The following is a 21419-nucleotide window of genomic DNA, read 5'->3' on the forward strand; positions in this document are numbered from 1 at the left end:
ATAGAAGAAGGACCCGACATGGCCCCCAAGAAAAAGGTCACCGGACTCATCAAGCTGCAGATCCAGGCAGGCGCCGCCAACCCGGCACCTCCGATCGGCCCGGCGCTTGGTCAGCACGGCGTCAACATCATGGAATTCTGCAAGGCGTACAACGCCGCCACCGAGTCGCAGCGCGGCAACGTGGTTCCGGTTGAAATTACTGTCTACGAAGACCGTTCCTTCACCTTCATCACCAAGACCCCGCCGGCAGCAGAGCTCATCAAGAAGGCTGCAGGCGTGCCCAAGGGTTCCGCTACCCCGCACACCGTCAAGGTTGCCAAGCTGACCCAGGCACAGGTTGAAGAGATCGCCACCGTGAAGATGGAAGACCTCAACGCCAACGACATCAAGGCTGCTGCCCTGATCATCGCCGGCACCGCCCGTTCGATGGGCATCACCGTAGAAGGCTAATTCCGCCTTCCACACCCGCGCACCTGGAATTCCGGGAACGCACCCCCAAAACAACCAAGACGATGCGGAACCAACCGGATAGATCCGGTGCACCGCATCGCAAGTGGCAGGGTCCCGCGCGACCCATACATGACCACGACTGCATAAGGAGAAAAAGCAGATGGCAAAGCGCAGTAAAGCATTCGTAGCCGCCGCGGCGAAGATCGAAGAAGACAAGTTCTACGCTCCGGCCGAGGCAGTTGCCCTCGCCAAGGAGATCGCCTTCTCGAAGGCCGACGAGACCGTTGAGGTTGCTTTCCGCTTGGGCGTTGACCCTCGCAAGGCAGACCAGATGGTTCGCGGCACCGTGATCCTTCCCCACGGCACCGGCAAGACCGCCCGTGTCCTCGTCTTCGCAAACGGCGACAAGGCAGAAGCTGCAATTGCAGCCGGCGCCGACTTCGTTGGCTCGGACGACCTGATCGCCAAGATCGCCGGCGGCTGGACCGACTTCGACGCAGCAGTTGCAACCCCTGACCTCATGGGCAAGGTCGGCCGCTTGGGTAAGGTCCTGGGTCCCCGTAACCTGATGCCGAACCCGAAGACCGGTACCGTGACCATGGATGTCGCCAAGGCCGTCAACGAGATCAAGGGTGGCAAGATCGACTTCCGCGTCGACAAGCACTCGAACCTGCACTTCATCATCGGCAAGGTTTCCTTCGATGCCCAGAAGCTTGCAGAGAACTACGCAGCAGCACTGGACGAGGTTCTTCGTTTGAAGCCTTCCTCTTCCAAGGGCCGTTACATCACCAAGGCCACCGTGGCCACCTCCTTCGGCCCGGGCGTCCCGGTCGATGCGAACGTGACCAAGGTGATCGCAGACGCCTAACAACGCGTCTTCGTTCCGGACCCGGCACCGCCCCCCAAACGGGGGATTGGTGCCGGGTCCGGCCGTTTAACCGGCATGCCGGCGAGCATCGGACCTGCTCGCGAACCGTCTTGTGTCCGTGGCTCGAAGCCACCGAGAATTACCGTCCCAATGCTTGGGACCCACGGGCCTGCGGAAGCCTCGTGGAGGTCCGTAAGCAGGGTTCCGATCGATGCAGTAATTGACGGGTTGCGGGTGCGACGCAGGTCTACCTTCGGGGCGCGGAAGGATCTTGCACCTACTCAAGATGAAATTGTGCAAATTCTCAAACTTTTGAGTTGTAGGTTGCTACATTCCTGATATGGTTAAGTCGTCGCGATTTGATCGCGGCCAGGTGATTATGTCACCACACGCTCCATGGCGGAGACCCCAAGCCCCGCCCGAGCGTGTTACCGCAGCAATGCGTTCCCCCAAGTTGCATTGCTGCATAGACGGGCCCCTCCCTTCCGCTATCCCCCAAGTTGCGGAACCCGAGGGGCCTGTCGTCTATCTCCGGGAGGTTCCGACCCCGGGCCCGGGGAGTTGCGAAGAACACCTGGCTCCGATTTGGAGACGATGGCTCCGCGCTGTTAGGCTTGGTACTACCGAAGACCGTCGGTCGAGGATTGCTGTTTTTGCGGTAAGACTCCGAAAGTCCCACAAAGGACGACCTGCGCAGGTGAACGAAGTGAATTTCACGCGAATTATCGCGAGCTTTCCGCCCCGTGCATCTGCATGGGGCGTTTTTTATGTCAGTACTCCTGGCCGGGTCAGATCGACTGGTTTCAGATCTATACCCCGGAAGGAGTGTTATGGCAACGCCGACTAAGGTTTCCGCAGTAGAGGAAATCACCGCCGACTTCAAGGAGTCGACCGCCGCTGTCCTGACCGAATACCGTGGGCTTACTGTTGCGCAGCTCAAGCAGCTTCGCCGTTCACTTGGTGCAGACACCAAGTACGCGGTTGTGAAGAACACCTTGACTGGTATCGCAGCAAAGGAAGCCGGCATCGAAGCATTCGAAGGCCAGCTTGCTGGCCCGACTGCAATCGCCTTTATTAAGGGCGACGCAGTTGCTGCCGCTAAGAGCCTCACGGATTTCGCTAAGGACAACAAGCAGCTCATCATCAAGACCGGTTACTTCGAGGGCAAGGCCCTTGACGCAACCGAGGTTGCCGCTCTGGCAGCTCTTGAATCGCGTGAGTTCCAGCTGGCACGTGTTGCTGGTGTGTTGAAGGCACCGGCTTCCGCCGCTGTCCGCACCATCGAAGCACTGCGCGCAAAGCTCGAAGAAGCAAACGGTGGCGCTGCTGAAGCACCTGCCGAGGCCGAGGCACCTGCTGCCGAAGCCGCCACCGAAGAAGCCTAAGCTTTCTTCAACCCCTCACTCAAGTAACTTGCGGCATATATTTGCCGCCGACGGAAAGGCTGCCCATCATGGCTAAGCTGTCCACCGAAGAGCTCTTGGAAGCCTTCAAGGAAATGACCATCATCGAGCTCTCCGAGTTCGTTAAGACCTTCGAGGAGACCTTCGAGGTCTCCGCAGCTGCTGTTGCAGTTGCCGGCCCGGCCGCTGGTGCCGCTGAAGCCGAAGAGCAGACCGAATTCGACGTTATCCTTGAAGCCGCTGGCGACAAGAAGATCGCAGTCATCAAGGAAGTTCGCGCCCTGACTTCGCTGGGTCTGAAGGAAGCCAAGGAGGTCGTTGACTCGGCACCGAAGGCTGTCCTGGAAGGCGCCACCAAGGAAGCTGCAGAGAAGGCAAAGGAAGCCCTCGAGGCTGCCGGCGCAACCGTTACTGTCAAGTAACTCTTCGCTTCTAAGCCGCTGGCCCACAGAACCTTTTGGTTCTGTGGGCCAGCGGTCTTTTAACGTCGATTAACGCCGATTTCACTCGGAAAAAGCTTATGGCTTGCTGTGATTTCCGGTGACGCTTACCACTTGGACCTGCGTTACTAATGTTTTTTGATATCGTAGATAACAGATAGGTAACGAACCGGGCGCAACGTAGGGAGAGCAACGATGTCGAACAACGGAACGGCGCTCCTCGATGCCTCGGTAACGGCCACCCGGAAGCAGAATGTCGATGCCGCTGGGGCAAGCGCGCAGAGGCCACCCCGACTGGCGCTGCTCGACGGCCTGCGATTCGCGGCCGCCGCTCTCGTGGTCCTTTTCCACTACACGGCCTGGCACCACGGATTCTGGGGCACGGCCGTGGCCAAGGACGCCTGGCCCGTCCTCTCAAAAGTCACCGTTTACGGCAACATGGGCGTCCAACTCTTTTTCATCATCAGCGGATTTGTCATCCTGCTGTCCGCTTACGGGAAGGGCGCCGGGCGGTTTGTCGGATCGCGCGTCGGCCGGTTGTACCCGGCCTACTGGTTTGCGGTGTTGGCGACCGGATTCCTCGTGATCGTCATGTGGCCCCAGCTGGGATCGGGGCTGGGCGCCAAGGAGTTGTTGGCGAACCTCACCATGTTCCATCCCTTGATGGAGCTGCGGCACATCGACGGGGTCTATTGGACGCTGTGGGTTGAGATGCGCTTCTACCTGCTCATTCTGGCGCTGATCATCCTGCGCCTGCTCACGATCCGCTACATGACCATCCTGGCCGTTGCATGGCCCGTGCTGGGTCTGGCGGCACAGCTCATGAACCGCGAGGTCGCCGCAGGGGCCCTCATGAGTGAATACGCGCCCCTCTTTTGCGGCGGGATCATGTTGTTCATGATCTACCGCTTCGGGCACAGCGCCTTGCGCTGGTCGGTGCTGGCACTAAACGTCGGTGTTGCCGCGTACTTCACCGGGGTGAAGGGAACTTCCGAGGCCCTGGAACTGGTTGGCTACGTGATCCCGGCCTGGCACTACTGGGTCATCGTGGTGGGGCTTTTTGCCGCGGTCGCCCTGCTGTCGCTCACGCGTCTGGGAAACGTGCAGTGGAAGTTCCTGGGGATACTCGGGGCGCTGACCTACCCGGTCTACCTCCTGCACCAGATTTGGGGCTGGTGGATGATTGACCATTTTGCGCCCGTGCTGGGGCAATACGCGACCCTGCCGCTGGTCATGGGAATTGTCTTCTTGGCCGCCTTCATGGTCAATCGCTTCATCGAACGGCCGTTGGCCAAGCCGTTGGCGGCGGCCACCACCAAGGGGCTGGGCTACCTCGGCGGCCGCCTTGCCCTCAAGAAGAAGGCTGAGGCACCGGTTCCCGGTCGCTAATGTCCGCCACCGTCGCACCCAGTGCGGCGATCAACGCCGTTGAATCCACAAAGGCCGAATGTCCGTGGGCACCGGCCCCGATGCAGATGCGCCCTGGTTCCACTCCCACGTCGGCGTAGACAGGCCATGGCGTACTCGAACCCAGCGGAGTGATGGTGCCGCGCTCGTACCCCGTCGCCGCAAAGGCAACGTCGGAGTGCGGCAATGACAACTTGTTCACGCCCAGCAGTGAGCGCAGCTTGGGCCAGGAAATGACCCTGTCGCCCGGAATCAGGGCGAAGAAGAACGATCCGTCCTTGTGCTTGACCACCAGGGACTTGATGATCTCGCGCGGTTCGACGCCCAAAAGTGCCGCGGCCTCCGCCAGGCTTCGGGCGGGCGGTCGGGAAACTACGTCGACGTCCAGCCCTCGCCTCGCCGCGTCCTGCTGCATGCGCTCCACGCCCGCCGGCAACTCAACGGCCACGGACCTAGGCCTCGCGGCTCAACAGCAGGGCGTCGCCCTGGCCGCCGCCGCCACACAGACTGACCGCGGTCTTGCCCGAGCCGCGGCGCTTGAGCTCCAAGGCGGCGGTCAGTGCCAGGCGTGCACCGGAGGCACCGATCGGATGCCCCAGCGCAATCGCGCCGCCGTGGATGTTGGTCTTTTCCAGGGGATATCCAAGGTCCTTCAGGGACTGGCAGGCCACGGCGCCGAATGCCTCGTTGATTTCAATGAAGTCGAGGTCCGACGTCTGCCAGCCCTGGGTCTTCAAGGCTGCGGCTATCGAATTCGACGGCTGCGAATGCAGCGAATTGTCCGGGCCGGCGACTTGGCCGGCCGCCCCGATGGTCGCAAGGATTTCAAGGTCGTGAGCCTGGGCGTACGCGCGCGAGGTGACGATGACTGCGGCCGCCCCGTCGGACAGGGGAGAGGAGTTGCCCGCGGTGATGGTGCCGTCCTTGGCGAAGGCCGGGCGCAACCCTGCCAGGGTCTCCAGCGTGGTGCCCGGGCGGACACCCTCGTCGGTGTCGATGAGCAAGGCATCGCCCTTGCGTTGCGGAATGCTGACCGGAACGATTTCCTCCGCGAAGACGCCGGAGTCCATGGCCGCGGCGGCACGTACGTGCGAGGCCGCCGCCACCTCGTCCTGCTGGGTGCGGGTCAGGCCCAGGACGGAGTTCTTGGTTTCAGTGCTGACACCCATGGAATTGCCGTCAAAGGCGTCGGTCAGCCCGTCGTTGGCGACCGAGTCGATGGCCGAGATGTTTCCGTAAGTCCACCCCTGGCGGGAACCGGGGAGCAGGTGCGGGGTCTGCGTCATGGATTCCTGGCCGCCGGCCACCACCACGTCGGCATCGCCCACGCGGATCAGCCTGGCGGCGTCTGTGATGGCGGCAAGTCCGGAAAGGCAGACCTTGTTCAGGGTGGTGGCATTGACGTCCCAGCCGATCCCGGCGGCGATGGCACTCTGGCGGGCCGGGTTCTGGCCGCAACCGGCCTGGACTACGTGCCCCATGATCACGGCCTGCACGTCGCTGGCGGGGACCCCGGAGCGTTCCAGTGCGCCACGGATGGCCGCGGCGCCCAGATCTACGGCACTGAGACTGGCGAGTTGGCCGTTGAGCCGGCCGAAGGGGGTGCGGGCACCAGCGACCAGAACCGCGTCTCGTGGTGAGGACATGATCGAACTCTCGCTTTCAAGGGATACCGGGAATCAGTACTTACCTCTAGGCTAGCGCGCTGTGGTTTGCACCACAGGGTTCCCAGGCAATCGTGACAGAAATCTCAGTCCAATCCCGGGCTGGGCTGCCGGGTTGCACGCGGACCGCTGGACATGGTAGGCCGCATGGTGTAACGTGGAACTTTGCGTCTTCTCTTTTCATCTCCGGCCTTCATATAGCGGTGGGCCTGCTCAGCGGTGCTGTGATCAGTGAAACTCTTCACAGAGAGACGACGCCGGAAACCTGACGGTCTGTGGAAGGATCCATCTTGGTCGCCTCGAGCACCTCTAACAACCAAACCGCTAGTTCGGCCCGCAGCGCGGAATATGCTGGCCGACTTTCTTTTGCAAAGATTCACGAACCACTTGACGTCCCAAACCTCTTGGCGCTGCAGACCGAGAGCTTCGACTGGCTCATCGGCAACGAGCGCTGGAAGAACCGTCTGGCATACGCCCAGACCATTGGTGACACCAGTGTAGCCAGCATCTCCGGCCTGGCCGAGATCTTCGAAGAGATCTCCCCGATTGAAGACTTCCAGGAGACCATGTCCCTGAGCTTCTCGGAGCCGGAATTCGCTGACCCGAAGTACACCATGGCCGAGTGCAAGGACCGCGACGCAACCTACGCGGCTCCGCTGTACGTCAAGGCCGAGTTCATGAACAACAACACGGGCGAAATCAAGCAGCAGACCGTGTTCATGGGCGACTTCCCGCTGATGACCGACAAGGGCACCTTCATCATCAACGGCACCGAGCGTGTCGTGGTGTCCCAGCTGGTGCGTTCCCCGGGCGCCTACTTCGAGCGGACCCCGGACAAGACCAGCGATAAGGACATCTTCACCGCGAAGATCATCCCGTCGCGCGGTGCCTGGTTCGAACTCGAAATCGACAAGCGCGACCAGGTCGGCGTCCGCCTTGACCGCAAGCGCAAGCAGTCGGTCACCGTCCTGCTTAAGGCCCTGGGCTGGACCGAAGGTCGCATCCTGGAGGAATTCGGTCAGTACGACTCGATCCGCGCCACCCTCGAGAAGGACACCACCGATACCCAGGAAGAAGCACTCCTGGACATCTACCGCAAGCTTCGCCCGGGCGAGCCGCCGACGGTCGATGCTGCACAGGCGTTGCTGAAGAACCTCTACTTCGAGGCGAAGCGCTACGACCTGGCCAAGGTTGGTCGTTACAAGATCAACCGCAAGCTCGGTGTCGACACCCCGCTGAACAGCCCCGACGCCTCGGTCCTGAACATCGACGACATCGTCGCGATGATCAAGTTCCTGGTGGCGCTGCACGCCGGCGAGAAGACCACCCCGGGCATCCGCGACGGCAAGCCCGTCGACCTGACCGTGAGCATCGATGACATCGACCACTTCGGCAACCGTCGCATCCGCGCCGTGGGCGAATTGATCGAGAATCAGGTCCGCACGGGCCTGTCCCGCATGGAGCGCGTCGTCCGCGAACGCATGACCACGCAGGACGTCGAGGCAATCACCCCGCAGACGCTGATCAACATCCGTCCGGTTGTTGCGGCGATCAAGGAGTTCTTCGGAACCTCCCAGCTCTCGCAGTTCATGGACCAGAACAACCCGCTGGCCGGTCTGACGCACAAGCGTCGTCTTTCCGCGCTGGGCCCGGGCGGTCTGTCCCGTGACCGTGCAGGCATGGAAGTCCGAGACGTCCACCCGTCCCACTACGGACGCATGTGCCCGATCGAAACCCCTGAAGGCCCGAACATTGGCCTGATCGGTTCGTTGGCGACCTACGGCCGCATCAACGCCTTCGGCTTCATCGAAACCCCGTACCGCCAGGTCGTCGATGGCCGGGTCACCGGCCAGATCGATTACCTGACCGCCGACGACGAGCTCGACCACTTCATCGCACAGGCCAACGCGCCGCTGAGCGAGGACGGCAGCTTCATCGAAGACGGCGTCCTGGTCCGTGAAAAGGGCGGTGGCGGCGAGCCCGTCATCGTCGAGCCGTCCGAGATCGCATACATGGACATTTCCCCGCGCCAGATGGTGTCGGTGGCAACAGCCCTGATCCCGTTCCTCGAGCACGACGATGCCAACCGCGCACTGATGGGCGCCAACATGCAGCGCCAGGCAGTGCCGCTGCTGGCCTCCGAGTCCCCGCTCGTGGGTACCGGCATGGAGAAGTTCGCAGCAGTGGATGCCGGCGACTCCGTCGTTGCCTCCACCGGCGGCGTCGTCTCCGAGGTCTCCGCCGACCTGGTCACGGTCATGAACGACGACGGCACCGAGAGTGCCTACCCGATCATGAAGTTTGCCCGTTCCAACCAGGGCAACGCCTACAACCAGCGCGTGATGGTTTCCGAGGGCGACCGGGTTGACTACAACTCGATCATCGCCGACGGCCCGTCGACCGACAAGGGCGAGCTCGCCCTGGGCAAGAACCTCCTCGTGGCGTTCATGTCCTGGGAAGGCCACAACTTCGAGGATGCGATCATCCTCTCCCAGCGCATGGTCTCCGACGATGTGCTGACCTCGATCCACATCGAGGAGCACGAAGTCGACGCCCGCGACACCAAGCTCGGTGCCGAGGAGATCACCCGGGACATCCCGAACGTCTCCGAGGAAATCCTGGCGCAGCTCGACGAGCGCGGCATCATCCACATCGGCGCCGAGGTCGAAGCCGGCGATATCCTCGTCGGCCGTGTCACGCCCAAGGGCGAGACCGAGCTGACCCCGGAAGAGCGCCTGCTGCGCGCCATCTTCGGCGAGAAGTCCCGCGAAGTGCGCGACACCTCCCTGAAGGTGCCGCACGGCGAGTCCGGCGTGGTCATCGGTGTTCGCATCTTCGATCGCGACAACGACGACGACCTGCCCCCGGGCGTCAACCAGCTGGTCCGCGTGTACGTGGCCCAGAAGCGCAAGATCACCAACGGTGACAAGCTCGCCGGCCGCCACGGCAACAAGGGCGTCATCTCCAAGATCCTGCCGATCGAGGACATGCCGTTCCTGGAAGACGGAACCGCCGTCGACATCGTCCTGAACCCGCTGGGTGTTCCGGGTCGAATGAACGTCGGACAGGTCCTGGAAATCCACCTGGCCTGGGCCGCGAAGCAGGGTTGGAAGATCGAGGGCGAGCCCGAGTGGGTCAAGAACCTGCCGGCCCTCCCGCGTGAAATGGGATCCACCAAGGTTGCCAGCCCCGTCTTCGACGGTGCGTCGGAGGACGAAATCCGCGGGCTGCTCGACCACACGGCAGTGACCCGCGACGGCGTCCGCCTGATCGGCAACTCCGGCAAGGCCCGTCTGTTCGACGGCCGCTCCGGCGAGCCGTTCCCGGATCCGGTGTCCGTGGGCTACATGTACATCTTGAAGCTCCACCACCTGGTGGACGACAAGATCCACGCCCGCTCCACCGGCCCGTACTCCATGATCACGCAGCAGCCGCTGGGTGGTAAGGCACAGTTCGGTGGCCAGCGCTTTGGTGAAATGGAAGTGTGGGCCCTGGAGGCCTACGGTGCCGCATACACCTTGCAGGAACTGCTCACGATCAAGTCCGATGACATCCACGGTCGCGTGAAGGTCTACGAGGCGATCGTCAAGGGCGAGAACATCCCGGAGCCCGGCGTTCCGGAATCGTTCAAGGTCCTGATCAAGGAAATGCAGTCGTTGTGCTTGAACGTCGAGGTCCTCGGAACCGACGGCCAAACCATCGAAATGCGAGACTCGGACGAAGAAGTCTTCCGGGCCGCGGAAGAACTCGGCATCGACCTTTCCCGGTCGGAGCCGAACTCCGTCGAAGAGGTCTAGTTCCAACCCCGCGTCCAGGGGTAGGGGAGTGCTGGGGGCCACAGGCCCGCAGCACTCCCCAGGCCCCGGGGCACGCCACGGAACTGGAATTCTTCCAGACCCAACGGTGAGCGCGGATCCGCTCCGGATCCGCGAACACCTCACCACATTAGACTTCAGAGAACTTAGAAGAGAGATAAGGACCATATGTCCAGCGAATCCTCATTCGGCCTCATGCGCATCGGCCTGGCAACTGCGGAAGAGATCCGCGGGTGGAGCTACGGCGAGGTAAAGAAGCCCGAAACCATCAACTACCGCACCCTCAAGCCGGAGAAGGACGGTCTTTTCTGCGAAAAGATCTTCGGTCCGACCCGTGACTGGGAGTGCAGCTGCGGCAAGTACAAGCGCGTGCGTTTCAAGGGCATCATTTGCGAGCGCTGTGGCGTCGAAGTCACCCGCGCCAAGGTCCGTCGCGAGCGCATGGGCCACATCGAGCTCGCCGCTCCGGTGACCCACATCTGGTACTTCAAGGGCGTTCCCTCGCGCTTGGGCTACCTGCTTGACCTGGCTCCGAAGGATCTTGAGAAGATCATCTACTTCGCCGCCTACATGGTTACCGCCGTTGACGAAGAGCGCCGCCACGCCGAGCTGCCGAACCTCCAGGCCCAGCATGACCTGGAACGCAAGCAGCTGGTTGACACCCGCGACTCCGACATTGCCGCCATCGCCCGCGACCTCGAGGACCAGCTTGCTGCCCTCGAAGCCGACGGTGCCAAGGCAGCGGAGAAGAAGAAGGCCCGCGACCTGGCCGACAAGACGATGGCCCAGGTGCGTAAGCGCGCCGACGCCGACATCGAGCGCCTTGACCAGGTCTGGGACCGCTTCAAGAACCTCAAGGTCGCAGACCTCGAGGGAGACGAAGGCCTGTTCCGTTCGCTGCGCGAACGCTACGGACTGTACTTCGAGGGCTCCATGGGCGCCGAAGCCATCAAGAAGCGCCTCGAGGGCTTCGACATGGAAGCGGAAGCCGAGATCCTTCGCGAGATCATCGAGAACGGCAAGGGCCAGCGTAAGACGCGTGCCCTGAAGCGCCTCAAGGTCGTCAACGCGTTCCTGACCACGACCAACTCCCCGTTGGGCATGGTCCTGGACGCCGTTCCGGTGATTCCGCCGGAACTGCGCCCGATGGTGCAGTTGGACGGTGGCCGCTTCGCGACCTCCGACCTCAACGACCTGTACCGCCGCGTGATCAACCGCAACAACCGCCTCAAGCGCTTGTTGGACCTGGGCGCGCCGGAAATCATCGTGAACAACGAAAAGCGCATGCTGCAGGAAGCTGTGGACTCGCTCTTCGACAACGGCCGTCGTGGTCGTCCGGTGACCGGTCCGGGCAACCGTCCGCTGAAGTCCCTGAGCGACATGCTCAAGGGCAAGCAGGGACGATTCCGCCAGAACCTCCTCGGCAAGCGCGTTGACTACTCGGGCCGTTCGGTCATCGTGGTCGGCCCGCAGCTGAAGCTGCACCAGTGTGGTCTGCCCAAGCAGATGGCCCTGGAGCTCTTCAAGCCGTTCGTGATGAAGCGCCTGGTTGACCTCAACCACGCACAGAACATCAAGAGCGCCAAGCGCATGGTCGAGCGTTACCGTCCGCAGGTTTGGGATGTTCTCGAAGAGATCATCACCGAGCACCCGGTGCTGCTGAACCGTGCACCTACCCTGCACCGTTTGGGCATCCAGGCGTTCGAACCTCAGCTGGTTGAAGGCAAGGCCCTTCAGCTGCACCCGTTGGTTTGTGCCGCCTTCAACGCCGACTTCGACGGTGACCAGATGGCAGTCCACCTGCCGCTGAGCCCCGAGGCCCAGGCCGAGGCCCGCATCCTGATGCTGTCCTCGAACAACATCCTGAAGCCGTCCGACGGCCGCCCGGTTGCATTGCCTTCGCAGGATATGATCATCGGTCTGCACCACTTGACCACCAAGCGCCTGGACGAAAAGGGCGCCGGTCGTGCGTTCTCCTCGACCTCCGAGGCCATAATGGCCATGGACCGCGGCGAACTGCACCTCAACTCGCCGGTGAAGATCCGCGTCACGGGCTTTGTCCCGTCCGCGGACCAGCCGGCACCGGAGGGTTGGGTCGAGGGCACCGAAGCACTCATTCCCACGACGCTTGGACAGGTTCTCTTCAACGAGACCCTGCCGGCGGACTACCCGTGGGTTGAGCAGGTTGCAGGGAAGGACGCTCTCTCCGAGATCGTCAACGACCTGGCCGAGCGCTACCCGAAGGTCGTCACCGCGGCAACGCTGGACAACCTGAAGGATGCAGGCTTCAAGTGGGCCACCCGCTCGGGTGTCACCGTCGCCATCTCCGACATCACCTCGAACATGGACAAGGCTTCGATCCTTGCCCCGTACGAGGAGAAGGCGCGCCGCGTCCAGTCGCAGTACGACAAGGGCCTGATTGCGGACTCCGAGCGTCGCCAGGACCTGATCGACATCTGGACCAAGGCGACCGACGAGGTTGCCGAGGCCATGAAGAACGGCATGGAAGAGCTGAACACCATTAACCGAATGGTGACCTCAAAGGCTCGTGGTAACTGGCTGCAGTTGCGCCAGATTGCCGGTATCCGTGGTCTGGTGTCCAACCCTAAGGGCGAGATCATCCCGCGTCCGATCAAGTCTTCCTACCGCGAAGGCCTGTCGGTTCTCGAGTACTTCATCGCCACCCACGGTGCCCGTAAGGGTCTGGCCGATACCGCGCTGAAGACCGCCAACTCGGGTTACCTGACCCGTCGTCTGGTGGACGTCTCGCAGGATGTCATCGTGCGCGAACTCGACTGCGGCACCAGCCGCGGCCTGAACGTGCCGATTGCATACACCGATGAGATCGGCACCGTGCGCATGCACGAAACCGTCGAGAACTCGGCCTACACCCGTACGTTGGCCACCGATGTGACCGACGCAGAGGGCAAGGTGCTGGCTCAGGGCGGCGCGGACGTGGGCGACGTGCTCATCGACGAGCTGTTCAACGCCGGTGTCACCGAGATCAAGGTCCGCTCCGTGCTGACCTGTGAGTCGGCCGTCGGAACCTGTGCACTGTGCTACGGACGCTCCCTTGCCAGCGGCAAGACCGTGGACATCGGTGAGGCAGTGGGCATTATTGCCGCACAGTCCATTGGTGAGCCCGGTACCCAGCTGACCATGCGTACCTTCCACACCGGTGGCGCTGCTTCCGCGGAAGATATCACCCAGGGTCTGCCGCGTATCCAGGAGCTCTTCGAGGCGCGTACCCCCAAGGGTGTCGCCCCGATCTCCGAGGTCGCCGGCCGCGTCACGATCGAGGACAGCGAGAAGCAGCTTCGCGTTGTCATCACCCCGGACAACGGCGACGAAGAAATCGCCTACCCGGTGCTGCGTCGTGCACGTCTGTTGGTCGTCGAGGGCGAGTCCGTCACCGTTGGCCAGCAGCTGGTTGCAGGTGCGATCGACCCGAAGCAGGTTCTGCGAGTTCTTGGCCCGCGAGAGGCACAGAAGTTCCTCGTCCGCGAAGTCCAGGAGGTCTACCAGTCCCAGGGTGTTGGCATCCACGACAAGCACGTGGAAGTCATCGTTCGCCAGATGCTTCGCCGCATCACCGTCATCGAGTCGGGCGACACCGACCTGCTGCCGGGCGAGCTTGCCGACAAGGCACGCTTCCAGTCGGAGAACCGCAAGGCTGTCTCCGAGGGCAAGCGTCCGGCCTCGGGTCGTGACGAGCTGATGGGTATCACCAAGGCTTCCTTGGCCACCGATTCCTGGCTCTCGGCCGCGTCCTTCCAGGAGACCACGCGTGTCCTGACCCAGGCCGCAATGGAAGGCAAGTCCGATCCGTTGCTCGGCCTGAAGGAAAACGTCATCATCGGTAAGCTGATCCCGGCCGGCACCGGCCTGGACCGCTACACCCAGGTGAACGTGGAACCGACCGAGGCAGCGAAGGCTTCGCTGTTCACCGGCCAGTCCGCATTCTCCACCGGCATGGACTACGAAGGTCTGGAGCCGGGCCTCAGCCCGGAATTCCACGCCATCGCCATGGATGACTACGATCTCGGCAACGATTTCCGCTAAGGCGTAGCACTTCTCCCCGGCCGCCCCGGGGAGAAGGCCACGCAACGAGGCCGGCCCGTGCCGCGCATCCTTCCTCGCAAGGGGATGGGAGCGCGGTGCGGGCCGGCCTTTTTTGTGCTTGGAAAACGGGGCTGCGGCGACTGGCGGAGATGTCCGACCCGGGCGGCCACGGAACAGGGCCGGCGGGGGATGTCGGCCAGCTTTGCCCGTATGCGATGGGACAGGCGCGATTCTCCACTAGGTGCAACCGCACCTGATTCGCGCGCCAGCGGCGGATCGCTATTGGGTCCTGCGTGGTCCCGGCGGGTTGTCCGGCCGGGGAAGATGTGCCGAAGCATGCGGCACCAGACACTATCAGTGGCAACGTCATTCAGGGGATAAGTATCCTAGTCCGGGGACGCGGGCAATGGGCCGCAGGCCGGTGGTCCGCGCGGGCGACGGGGCCACGAAGCCTATGCCGCTGGTGAGGTCGGCCTATGCGAGGCTTTCGGCCTCGGGGTGAAAGACCCAGTTTCGTCGGAGTCGTTGTTCGGGATCGCGCGCGACCGATTGGAGCACGTAGGGGATCGCGTCGACCACCAGGATCCGGAAATGGCCGGCATGGAACGAAGCGTGACACACGGGGCACAGCAGTCCGCCGTTGGCCAGATTGGTCTCACCGCCCAAATACCAGGGCTTGATGTGGTTCGCTTCGCAGCGGTGGGCGGCCATGGTGCAGCCGGGATTGATGCACCCCTTGTCCCGCAGAAGCATGGCCCTGCGTTGCGCCCTGCTGAAGAAGCGTTGCTTCCGTCCCAGATCGAGCGGCTCCGATTTACTGCCCAACACCGCCGGAATGACGTTCGCTGTGCAGGCCAACCGGCGGACATATCCCGCGGAGACCAAGTTGTTGCGGGCCGTGATGCCCGGATCGTTGAGCTTTCCGACGAGTGAATCCCACGAGATCGTGACGATCAAGTCGACGTTGGGCTTCAGCGGCATCGCCGATGCGTCCTTCCCGTCCCCGTCGGCAGCGTATCTGATGGAGTCGAACACGAACTGTAGCAATGCCCTGGCCTTGGCCCGTTGCCGCGCCTCTGCGGTACTTTCGCCCGGCAACGGCACGAGTTCCGGGGCCGGCTCCGGCACGGTGAGTTCCTGGCCCACGTCGGTGAACCCCGCCCGCGGGCGCTGGTCCTCCGGAACGTCGGGATCGATGGCCCATGCGGGGATGGTGGGTGCCGCGGGGGCGGGTACGTCGTCGGGAATTCCCGGAAGCTGAGGCTGGCCGCCGACGTTTGCCTCGGTGTCCGGCGTCGACGGGGCATGCGTCGTGTTTCCGAAGGCGGAGCGGGGATTGGCCAGCTGGTCGGAGAGTTGCGAAAGCCTCTCGTGGCCCGCCAGATCGGTGCACATTTCCCAGATGTAGCCGCGGGCCTGCCGGCCCTTGAAGGAGAGTCCCAAGTGGGGCAGCATCCGGGCCTCGCCGCGTTCCAAGGCCTCGGCGTCGAGCCGGGCGGAGATGCTCTTGATCAGGTTGCCGGTGCCGGTCGGATTGCGGGTGAGCAACGACTCGGCCACCTGGCCCTCTATGAGCTCGGCGGCTTCCTCGGGGCACGCCTGCGCGTCGATTCCCGGTTGCAACGCCAGCAGGCGCTGGGCGGCCTGCGCCACCTGAGCGGGATCGGCGCTGCCGTTGTTGAACACCTTGGAAAGCCGGGGGAATCGGGGCGCCACGGGCACCCCGTTGAATCCGGTGCGGGGCAGCAACAGATCGCGGGTGGCCAAACGCTGCTTGGACTGGGCGGAGGAGAGATGCAGCTGGTCCCGGGCCATCTCGGTTGCGTCGCGGAAGAGCATCTTGGTTCCCTGGCCGTTGCATTGATCGGCCGGAAGCGAAGCGGAGCCGTCGATGAAGCCGGCGAGATTGGCGTGGATGCGGTGCAACTCGGCCAGAGGCGCTTCCTTCAAGGTGTGTGCATCGGAATCCTCGATCTTGCCGGCAGCGACGATCTGGGCGCGGCCGATGAGGCGGGCCAGGTCCTCGGTCAGAAGCGCCAACAGGGTGGCGCGCACCGGGGACGGGGTGACGGAGTCGGCGATCGTGTCCAGCAGCGTGCGCAACAAGGGAGTCAGCACGGCAAGCAGGCGCAACTGGTCGTCCACGGGTGGCTCGGATACCGGAGTATCCGTGCCTTCCGCGGACGGTGCCAGGAGTTGCTGGAGTCCAGCCAACCCGGCTCCTGCCAGCGATGCCATCTGTGTCATGTATCCACGATGAGCCCATTCCTGCGCCGGTGGGCGGGAAGGCTGCGGGGATGTGGACAACTCCACCCAAGCTTGCGTCGACGCCGGGGCATTGATTGGGTGAATGTTCCGGGAAGGCGCCGCCCCGCCGACGCCTTGGACACGGGGGAGAGGGCGAAGACCTGGACAACTTTGCGGGAACGGGAAGCGACGCCACGGCGGCGGGCGGGTAACAGCCATGTGCACATCGGTTGGCGGGGATGCGCCGGGTCCCGCACGGGATTAAGTGATCTGTACCCCATCGGCCCATGGGGGAGACCCTGCGTCGGTGGAGACGCATTGCGCGTGCTAAGCTAGGGGTAATTGTTTTTCATGTGTGGCAAATGGACACGGTCCGGGTTGCGGGTAGGTTGCGCAACAGATGCCACACTTTCGCACGCCTAGGGTCAATTCCGAAGTCGCTGTGATGAAACGACTATAAACGCAGCGTCTCCAAGCAGTTTGATTGTGGGCGGCGCCGCAGAACAAGAAACCGGAGGACACGAAAGTGCCTACTATTCAGCAGCTGGTCCGCAAGGGCCGCTCGCCGAAGGTCAAAAAGACCAAGGCCCCAGCCCTCAAGGGCAACCCGATGCGTCGTGGCGTATGCACCCGTGTGTACACCACGACCCCGAAGAAGCCGAACTCCGCACTTCGTAAGGTCGCACGTGTGCGCCTTGCAGGTGGCGTTGAAGTGACCGCTTACATCCCTGGTGTTGGTCACAACCTTCAGGAACACTCCATCGTGCTCGTTCGCGGTGGTCGTGTGAAGGACCTTCCGGGTGTGCGCTACAAGATCGTCCGTGGTGCCCTCGATACCCAGGGTGTGAAGAACCGTAAGCAAGCTCGTTCTCGCTACGGTGCCAAGAAGGAAGGTAAGTAATGCCTCGTAAGGGCCCGGCGCCAGCGCGCCCCCTCGTCTCGGATCCGGTTTACGGTTCCCCCCTCGTTACCCAGCTGATCAACAAGGTCTTGGTTGATGGCAAGAAGTCCACTGCAGAGCGTATCGTTTACGGTGCACTCGAAGGTGCGGCAGCCAAGAACAGCGCCGACCCGGTTGTGACCCTGAAGAAGGCCATGGATAACATCCGCCCGGCCCTCGAAGTTCGCTCCCGCCGTGTCGGTGGCGCAACCTACCAGGTTCCTGTTGAGGTCAAGCCCGGACGCTCCACCGCGCTGGCTCTCCGCTGGCTCGTCGGCTACTCCAAGGCTCGCCGCGAGAAGACGATGATCGAGCGTCTCATGAACGAGATCCTCGACGCATCGAATGGTCTGGGTGCCGCTGTCAAGCGTCGCGAAGACACGCACAAGATGGCAGAGTCCAACAAGGCCTTCGCCCACTACCGCTGGTAAAAAGCGTTTAGTCCGGTTGGCGGGATTGATCGCAGATCAGTTCCGCCAACGTTTCGGACTTAACCTACAAAGGGAGACATCGTGGCACAGGACGTGCTTACCGACCTTAACAAGGTCCGCAATATCGGTATCATGGCTCACATTGATGCCGGTAAGACCACTACTACGGAACGCATCCTGTTCTACACGGGTGTGAACCACAAGCTCGGCGAAACGCACGATGGTGCCTCGACGACTGACTGGATGGAGCAGGAAAAGGAGCGCGGCATTACTATCACGTCTGCCGCCGTGACCTGCTTCTGGAACAACAACCAGATCAACATCATTGACACCCCGGGCCACGTTGACTTCACCGTTGAGGTTGAGCGCTCGCTGCGCGTCCTCGACGGCGCAGTTGCCGTGTTCGATGGCAAGGAAGGCGTGGAGCCGCAGTCCGAGACTGTTTGGCGCCAGGCCGACAAGTACAACGTGCCGCGTATCTGCTTCGTCAACAAGATGGACAAGCTGGGTGCTGACTTCTACTTCACCGTGGACACCATCATCAAGCGTCTTGGCGCCAAGCCGCTGGTCATGCAGCTGCCGATCGGCTCCGAGTCGGAGTTCACCGGCGTTGTCGACCTGCTGAGCATGAAGGCATTCGTCTGGGAAGGCGACTCCAAGGGTGACGTCACCATGGGTGCCGCCTACGAGACCCGCGAAATCCCGGCCGACCTGCAGGAAAAGGCTGAGGAATACCGCGCCAAGCTGGTTGAGGACGTCGCCGAGGGCTCTGACGAGCTCATGGAGAAGTTCCTCGAAGGCGAAGAGATCAGCGTTGCTGAGCTCAAGGCCGGCATCCGCAAGATGGTTATCAACTCCGAGATCTACCCGGTCTTCTGTGGTTCCGCTTTCAAGAACCGTGGCGTTCAGCCGATGCTCGATGCTGTCATCGACTTCCTGCCGAATCCCATGGATGTTGGCGCGACGATCGGTACCGATCCGAAGAACGAGGAAATCGAGCTCAAGCGCGAGCCGAATGAAACCGATCCGTTCTCGGCCCTGGCCTTCAAGATTGCTGCGCACCCGTTCTTCGGGCAGCTCAACTTCATTCGCGTGTACTCCGGCAAGGCCGTTTCCGGCACCCAGCTGTTGAACTCGACGAAACAGAAGAAGGAGCGCATCGGCAAGCTCTTCCAGATGCACGCCAACAAGGAAATGCCCGTAGACGAGATCCACGCGGGTCACATCTACGCAGTGATCGGCCTCAAGGACACCACCACCGGTGACACCTTGTGCGATCCGGCACACCCGATCGTGCTCGAGTCGATGTCCTTCCCCGATCCCGTGATCTTCGTGGCGATCGAACCGAAGACCAAGGGTGACCAGGAGAAGCTCTCCACGGCCATCCAGAAGCTTTCGGCCGAGGACCCGACGTTCACCGTCTCCCTCAACGAAGACACCGGCCAGACCGAAATCGGCGGCATGGGCGAGCTCCACCTGGACATCCTGGTGGACCGCATGCGCCGCGAATTCCGCGTTGAAGCCAATGTCGGCAAGCCGCAGGTTGCTTACCGCGAAACCATCAAGAAGGCTGTGGAGAAGGTTGACTTCACCCACAAGAAGCAGACCGGTGGTTCCGGCCAGTTCGCAAAGGTCCAGGTCTCGTTCGAGCCTCTGGAAGTTGTTGAAGGTGTCATCTACGAGTTCAAGAACGGCGTAACCGGCGGCCGTATTCCTCGCGAATACATCCCTTCGGTCGACGCAGGTATCCAGGACGCCATGCAGTTCGGCATCCTGGCCGGCTACCCGATGGTGGGCGTCAAGGCTACCCTCCTCGACGGTGCCTACCACGACGTTGACTCCTCGGAAATGGCGTTCAAGATCGCTGGTTCCCAGGTGTTCAAGGAAGGCGCACGCCGCGCCCAGCCGATCATCCTCGAGCCGGTCATGGATGTCGAAGTCCGTACTCCCGAGGAGTACATGGGCGACGTCATCGGTGACTTGAACTCCCGCCGTGGCTCCATCGCTTCGATGGAAGACGCAGCAGGCGTGAAGGTCATTCGCGCAACGGTTCCGCTGTCTGAAATGTTCGGTTACATTGGTGACCTGCGTTCCAAGACCCAGGGCCGCGCCGTGTACTCGATGACCTTCTCCAGCTATGCAGAGGTCCCGAAGGCAGTTGCCGACGAGATCATCCAGAAGAACCGCGGCGAGTAATCGCTTAGGACCAACATAGGCCGTGAACCCGAGTCTCGGGTGAGTGGCCGCACGGTGGGGCCGGTGCGGAGAAATCCAATCCGGCCACGCCAGGCCAACTAACGGATCCATTGCCGGATCCTGCAGCTAACCACAATTTAAACATTTCACTAAGCCCCCAGTAGACTTGCATAAGTTCGCCCGCGATCCGAGTGGGCGAGGTACGTCTTCTGTAAACGTTTCTAGGAGGAACCTGTGGCAAAGGCAAAGTTCGAGCGGACCAAGCCGCACGTCAACATCGGCACCATTGGTCACGTTGACCACGGTAAGACCACGTTGACGGCCGCCATTTCGAAGGTGCTTGCTGACAAGTACCCGGATTTGAACGAGCAGCGCGATTTCTCGCAGATCGACTCGGCGCCGGAAGAGCGCCAGCGCGGCATTACCATCAACATCTCTCACGTCGAGTACCAGACCGAGAAGCGCCACTACGCGCACGTTGACGCCCCGGGTCACGCTGACTACATCAAGAACATGATCACCGGTGCTGCACAGATGGACGGTGCAATCCTCGTGGTTGCCGCCACTGACGGCCCGATGGCTCAGACCCGCGAGCACGTTCTGCTCGCCCGCCAGGTTGGCGTTCCCTACCTGCTGGTCGCACTGAACAAGTCCGACATGGTTGATGACGAAGAGCTCCTCGACCTCGTGGAAATGGAAGTTCGCGAACTTCTCTCCTCGCAGGGCTTCGACGGCGACGAGGCACCTGTTGTGCGCGTTTCCGGTCTGAAGGCACTCGAAGGCGACCCGGTTTGGGTCAAGGCCGTTGAGGACCTGATGGAAGCTGTCGACAACCACGTGCCGGACCCGGTTCGTGACCGCGACAAGCCGTTCCTGATGCCGGTTGAAGACGTCTTCACCATCACCGGTCGTGGCACCGTTGTTACGGGCCGCGCCGAGCGTGGTACCCTCGCCATCAACTCCGAGGTCGAGATCGTCGGCATCCGCCCGGTCCAGAAGACCACGGTTACCGGTATCGAGATGTTCCACAAGCAGCTCGACGAGGCATGGGCCGGCGAGAACTGTGGTCTGCTGCTTCGCGGTATCAAGCGCGAAGACGTAGAGCGTGGCCAGGTCATCGTGAAGCCGGGTTCCATCACCCCGCACACCGAGTTCGAGGCCAACGTCTACATCCTGTCCAAGGACGAGGGTGGACGCCACAACCCGTTCTACTCGAACTACCGCCCGCAGTTCTACTTCCGCACCACGGACGTCACCGGCGTTATCACCCTGCCGGAAGGCACGGAAATGGTTATGCCCGGCGACAACACCGAAATGTCTGTCGTGCTGATCCAGCCGATCGCCATGGAAGAGGGCCTCGGCTTCGCAATTCGCGAAGGCGGCCGCACCGTTGGTTCGGGACGCGTTACCAAGATCACCGCGTAAGTTTACTTCGCAGATCTTGACCTAACGGTCTAGAAAAGACCCCCGCAGCACTGTTTCGACAGTGCGGCGGG

14 protein-coding genes are annotated in these 21419 nt (G+C 62.3%); 11 read left to right on the forward strand and 3 right to left on the reverse strand.

Annotation, left to right across the window (positions count from 1 at the left end; translation table 11 throughout):
* Positions 1 to 18 precede the first annotated feature (18 nt).
* The 5 genes from rplK to ACIPVK_RS04650 all read left to right on the forward strand — a co-directional run bounded on the left by rplK (position 19) and on the right by ACIPVK_RS04650 (position 4550).
* A complete protein-coding gene (rplK, locus tag ACIPVK_RS04630; protein WP_217389408.1) occupies positions 19 to 450 on the forward strand; it encodes a 50S ribosomal protein L11 in 432 nt (143 codons plus the stop codon).
* Between the two features lie 160 nt (positions 451 to 610).
* Entirely contained in the window at positions 611 to 1318 is a 708-nt protein-coding gene (gene rplA / locus ACIPVK_RS04635) for a 50S ribosomal protein L1 (RefSeq protein ID WP_407610801.1), read from the forward strand.
* Between the two features lie 830 nt (positions 1319 to 2148).
* Positions 2149 to 2703, forward strand: coding sequence for a 50S ribosomal protein L10 (gene rplJ, locus ACIPVK_RS04640; RefSeq protein ID WP_407610802.1), 555 nt, complete (start codon positions 2149 to 2151; stop codon positions 2701 to 2703).
* 68 nt (positions 2704 to 2771) lie between these two features.
* The gene (gene rplL, locus ACIPVK_RS04645) at positions 2772 to 3143 is read left to right on the forward strand and encodes a 50S ribosomal protein L7/L12 (protein ID WP_132358704.1); all 372 of its coding nucleotides are present in this window, start codon (positions 2772 to 2774) and stop codon (positions 3141 to 3143) included.
* Positions 3144 to 3356: 213 nt separating this feature from the next.
* Positions 3357 to 4550 carry an acyltransferase family protein gene (locus ACIPVK_RS04650; RefSeq protein ID WP_407610803.1) on the forward strand — a complete coding sequence of 398 codons (1194 nt, stop codon included), beginning with the start codon at positions 3357 to 3359 and terminating at the stop codon, positions 4548 to 4550.
* Here the strand turns inward: ACIPVK_RS04650 and ACIPVK_RS04655 are convergent.
* Both ACIPVK_RS04655 and ACIPVK_RS04660 read right to left on the reverse strand, forming a co-directional pair.
* Positions 4513 to 4983 carry an aminoacyl-tRNA deacylase gene (locus tag ACIPVK_RS04655; RefSeq protein ID WP_407610829.1) on the reverse strand — a complete coding sequence of 157 codons (471 nt, stop codon included), beginning with the start codon at positions 4981 to 4983 and terminating at the stop codon, positions 4513 to 4515. The genes ACIPVK_RS04650 and ACIPVK_RS04655 overlap by 38 nt on opposite strands.
* 37 nt (positions 4984 to 5020) lie before the next feature.
* Entirely contained in the window at positions 5021 to 6214 is a 1194-nt protein-coding gene (locus tag ACIPVK_RS04660) for an acetyl-CoA C-acetyltransferase (RefSeq protein ID WP_407610804.1), read from the reverse strand.
* Positions 6215 to 6522: 308 nt separating this feature from the next.
* Here ACIPVK_RS04660 and rpoB point away from each other — a divergent pair, with 308 nt between their 5' ends.
* Positions 6523 to 10029 (forward strand): DNA-directed RNA polymerase subunit beta, encoded by a 3507-nt coding sequence (rpoB, locus tag ACIPVK_RS04665; protein WP_407610805.1) that lies wholly within the window; start codon positions 6523 to 6525, stop codon positions 10027 to 10029.
* A 186-nt stretch (positions 10030 to 10215) separates the two neighbouring features.
* Positions 10216 to 14109 (forward strand): DNA-directed RNA polymerase subunit beta', encoded by a 3894-nt coding sequence (locus ACIPVK_RS04670; RefSeq protein ID WP_407610806.1) that lies wholly within the window; start codon positions 10216 to 10218, stop codon positions 14107 to 14109.
* 474 nt (positions 14110 to 14583) lie between these two features.
* Here the strand turns inward: ACIPVK_RS04670 and ACIPVK_RS04675 are convergent, their stop codons facing one another.
* Complete coding sequence (locus ACIPVK_RS04675) at positions 14584 to 16356, reverse strand: DUF222 domain-containing protein (protein ID WP_407610807.1); 1773 nt, start codon at positions 16354 to 16356, stop codon at positions 14584 to 14586.
* A 526-nt stretch (positions 16357 to 16882) separates the two neighbouring features.
* Between ACIPVK_RS04675 and rpsL the strand changes: the two genes are divergently transcribed.
* The 4 genes from rpsL to tuf all read left to right on the forward strand — a co-directional run bounded on the left by rpsL (position 16883) and on the right by tuf (position 21348).
* Entirely contained in the window at positions 16883 to 17257 is a 375-nt protein-coding gene (rpsL, locus tag ACIPVK_RS04680) for a 30S ribosomal protein S12 (RefSeq protein WP_068731493.1), read from the forward strand.
* Positions 17257 to 17727 (forward strand): 30S ribosomal protein S7, encoded by a 471-nt coding sequence (gene rpsG / locus ACIPVK_RS04685; protein ID WP_407610808.1) that lies wholly within the window; start codon positions 17257 to 17259, stop codon positions 17725 to 17727. The genes rpsL and rpsG overlap by 1 nt, the downstream gene beginning before the upstream one ends.
* Positions 17728 to 17808: 81 nt before the next feature.
* Positions 17809 to 19923, forward strand: a complete 2115-nt coding sequence (gene fusA / locus ACIPVK_RS04690) for an elongation factor G (RefSeq protein ID WP_407610809.1) — start codon at positions 17809 to 17811, stop codon at positions 19921 to 19923.
* Positions 19924 to 20157: 234 nt separating this feature from the next.
* Positions 20158 to 21348 carry an elongation factor Tu gene (gene tuf, locus ACIPVK_RS04695; protein WP_217389418.1) on the forward strand — a complete coding sequence of 397 codons (1191 nt, stop codon included), beginning with the start codon at positions 20158 to 20160 and terminating at the stop codon, positions 21346 to 21348.
* Positions 21349 to 21419: the final 71 nt, after the last annotated feature.

Origin of the sequence: Paeniglutamicibacter sp. MACA_103, from assembly GCF_045798555.1 — a bacterium.
Lineage (GTDB): Bacteria > Actinomycetota > Actinomycetes > Actinomycetales > Micrococcaceae > Paeniglutamicibacter.

Coding starts and splice junctions, on each gene's coding strand:
- rplK (WP_217389408.1), top strand. CDS start 19: ATGGCCCCCAAGAAAAAGGTCACCGGACTCATCAAGCTGCAGATCCAG.
- rplA (WP_407610801.1), top strand. CDS start 611: ATGGCAAAGCGCAGTAAAGCATTCGTAGCCGCCGCGGCGAAGATCGAA.
- rplJ (WP_407610802.1), top strand. CDS start 2,149: ATGGCAACGCCGACTAAGGTTTCCGCAGTAGAGGAAATCACCGCCGAC.
- rplL (WP_132358704.1), top strand. CDS start 2,772: ATGGCTAAGCTGTCCACCGAAGAGCTCTTGGAAGCCTTCAAGGAAATG.
- ACIPVK_RS04650 (WP_407610803.1), top strand. CDS start 3,357: ATGTCGAACAACGGAACGGCGCTCCTCGATGCCTCGGTAACGGCCACC.
- ACIPVK_RS04655 (WP_407610829.1), bottom strand. CDS start 4,983: ATGCAGCAGGACGCGGCGAGGCGAGGGCTGGACGTCGACGTAGTTTCC.
- ACIPVK_RS04660 (WP_407610804.1), bottom strand. CDS start 6,214: ATGTCCTCACCACGAGACGCGGTTCTGGTCGCTGGTGCCCGCACCCCC.
- ACIPVK_RS04670 (WP_407610806.1), top strand. CDS start 10,216: ATGTCCAGCGAATCCTCATTCGGCCTCATGCGCATCGGCCTGGCAACT.
- ACIPVK_RS04675 (WP_407610807.1), bottom strand. CDS start 16,356: ATGACACAGATGGCATCGCTGGCAGGAGCCGGGTTGGCTGGACTCCAG.
- rpsG (WP_407610808.1), top strand. CDS start 17,257: ATGCCTCGTAAGGGCCCGGCGCCAGCGCGCCCCCTCGTCTCGGATCCG.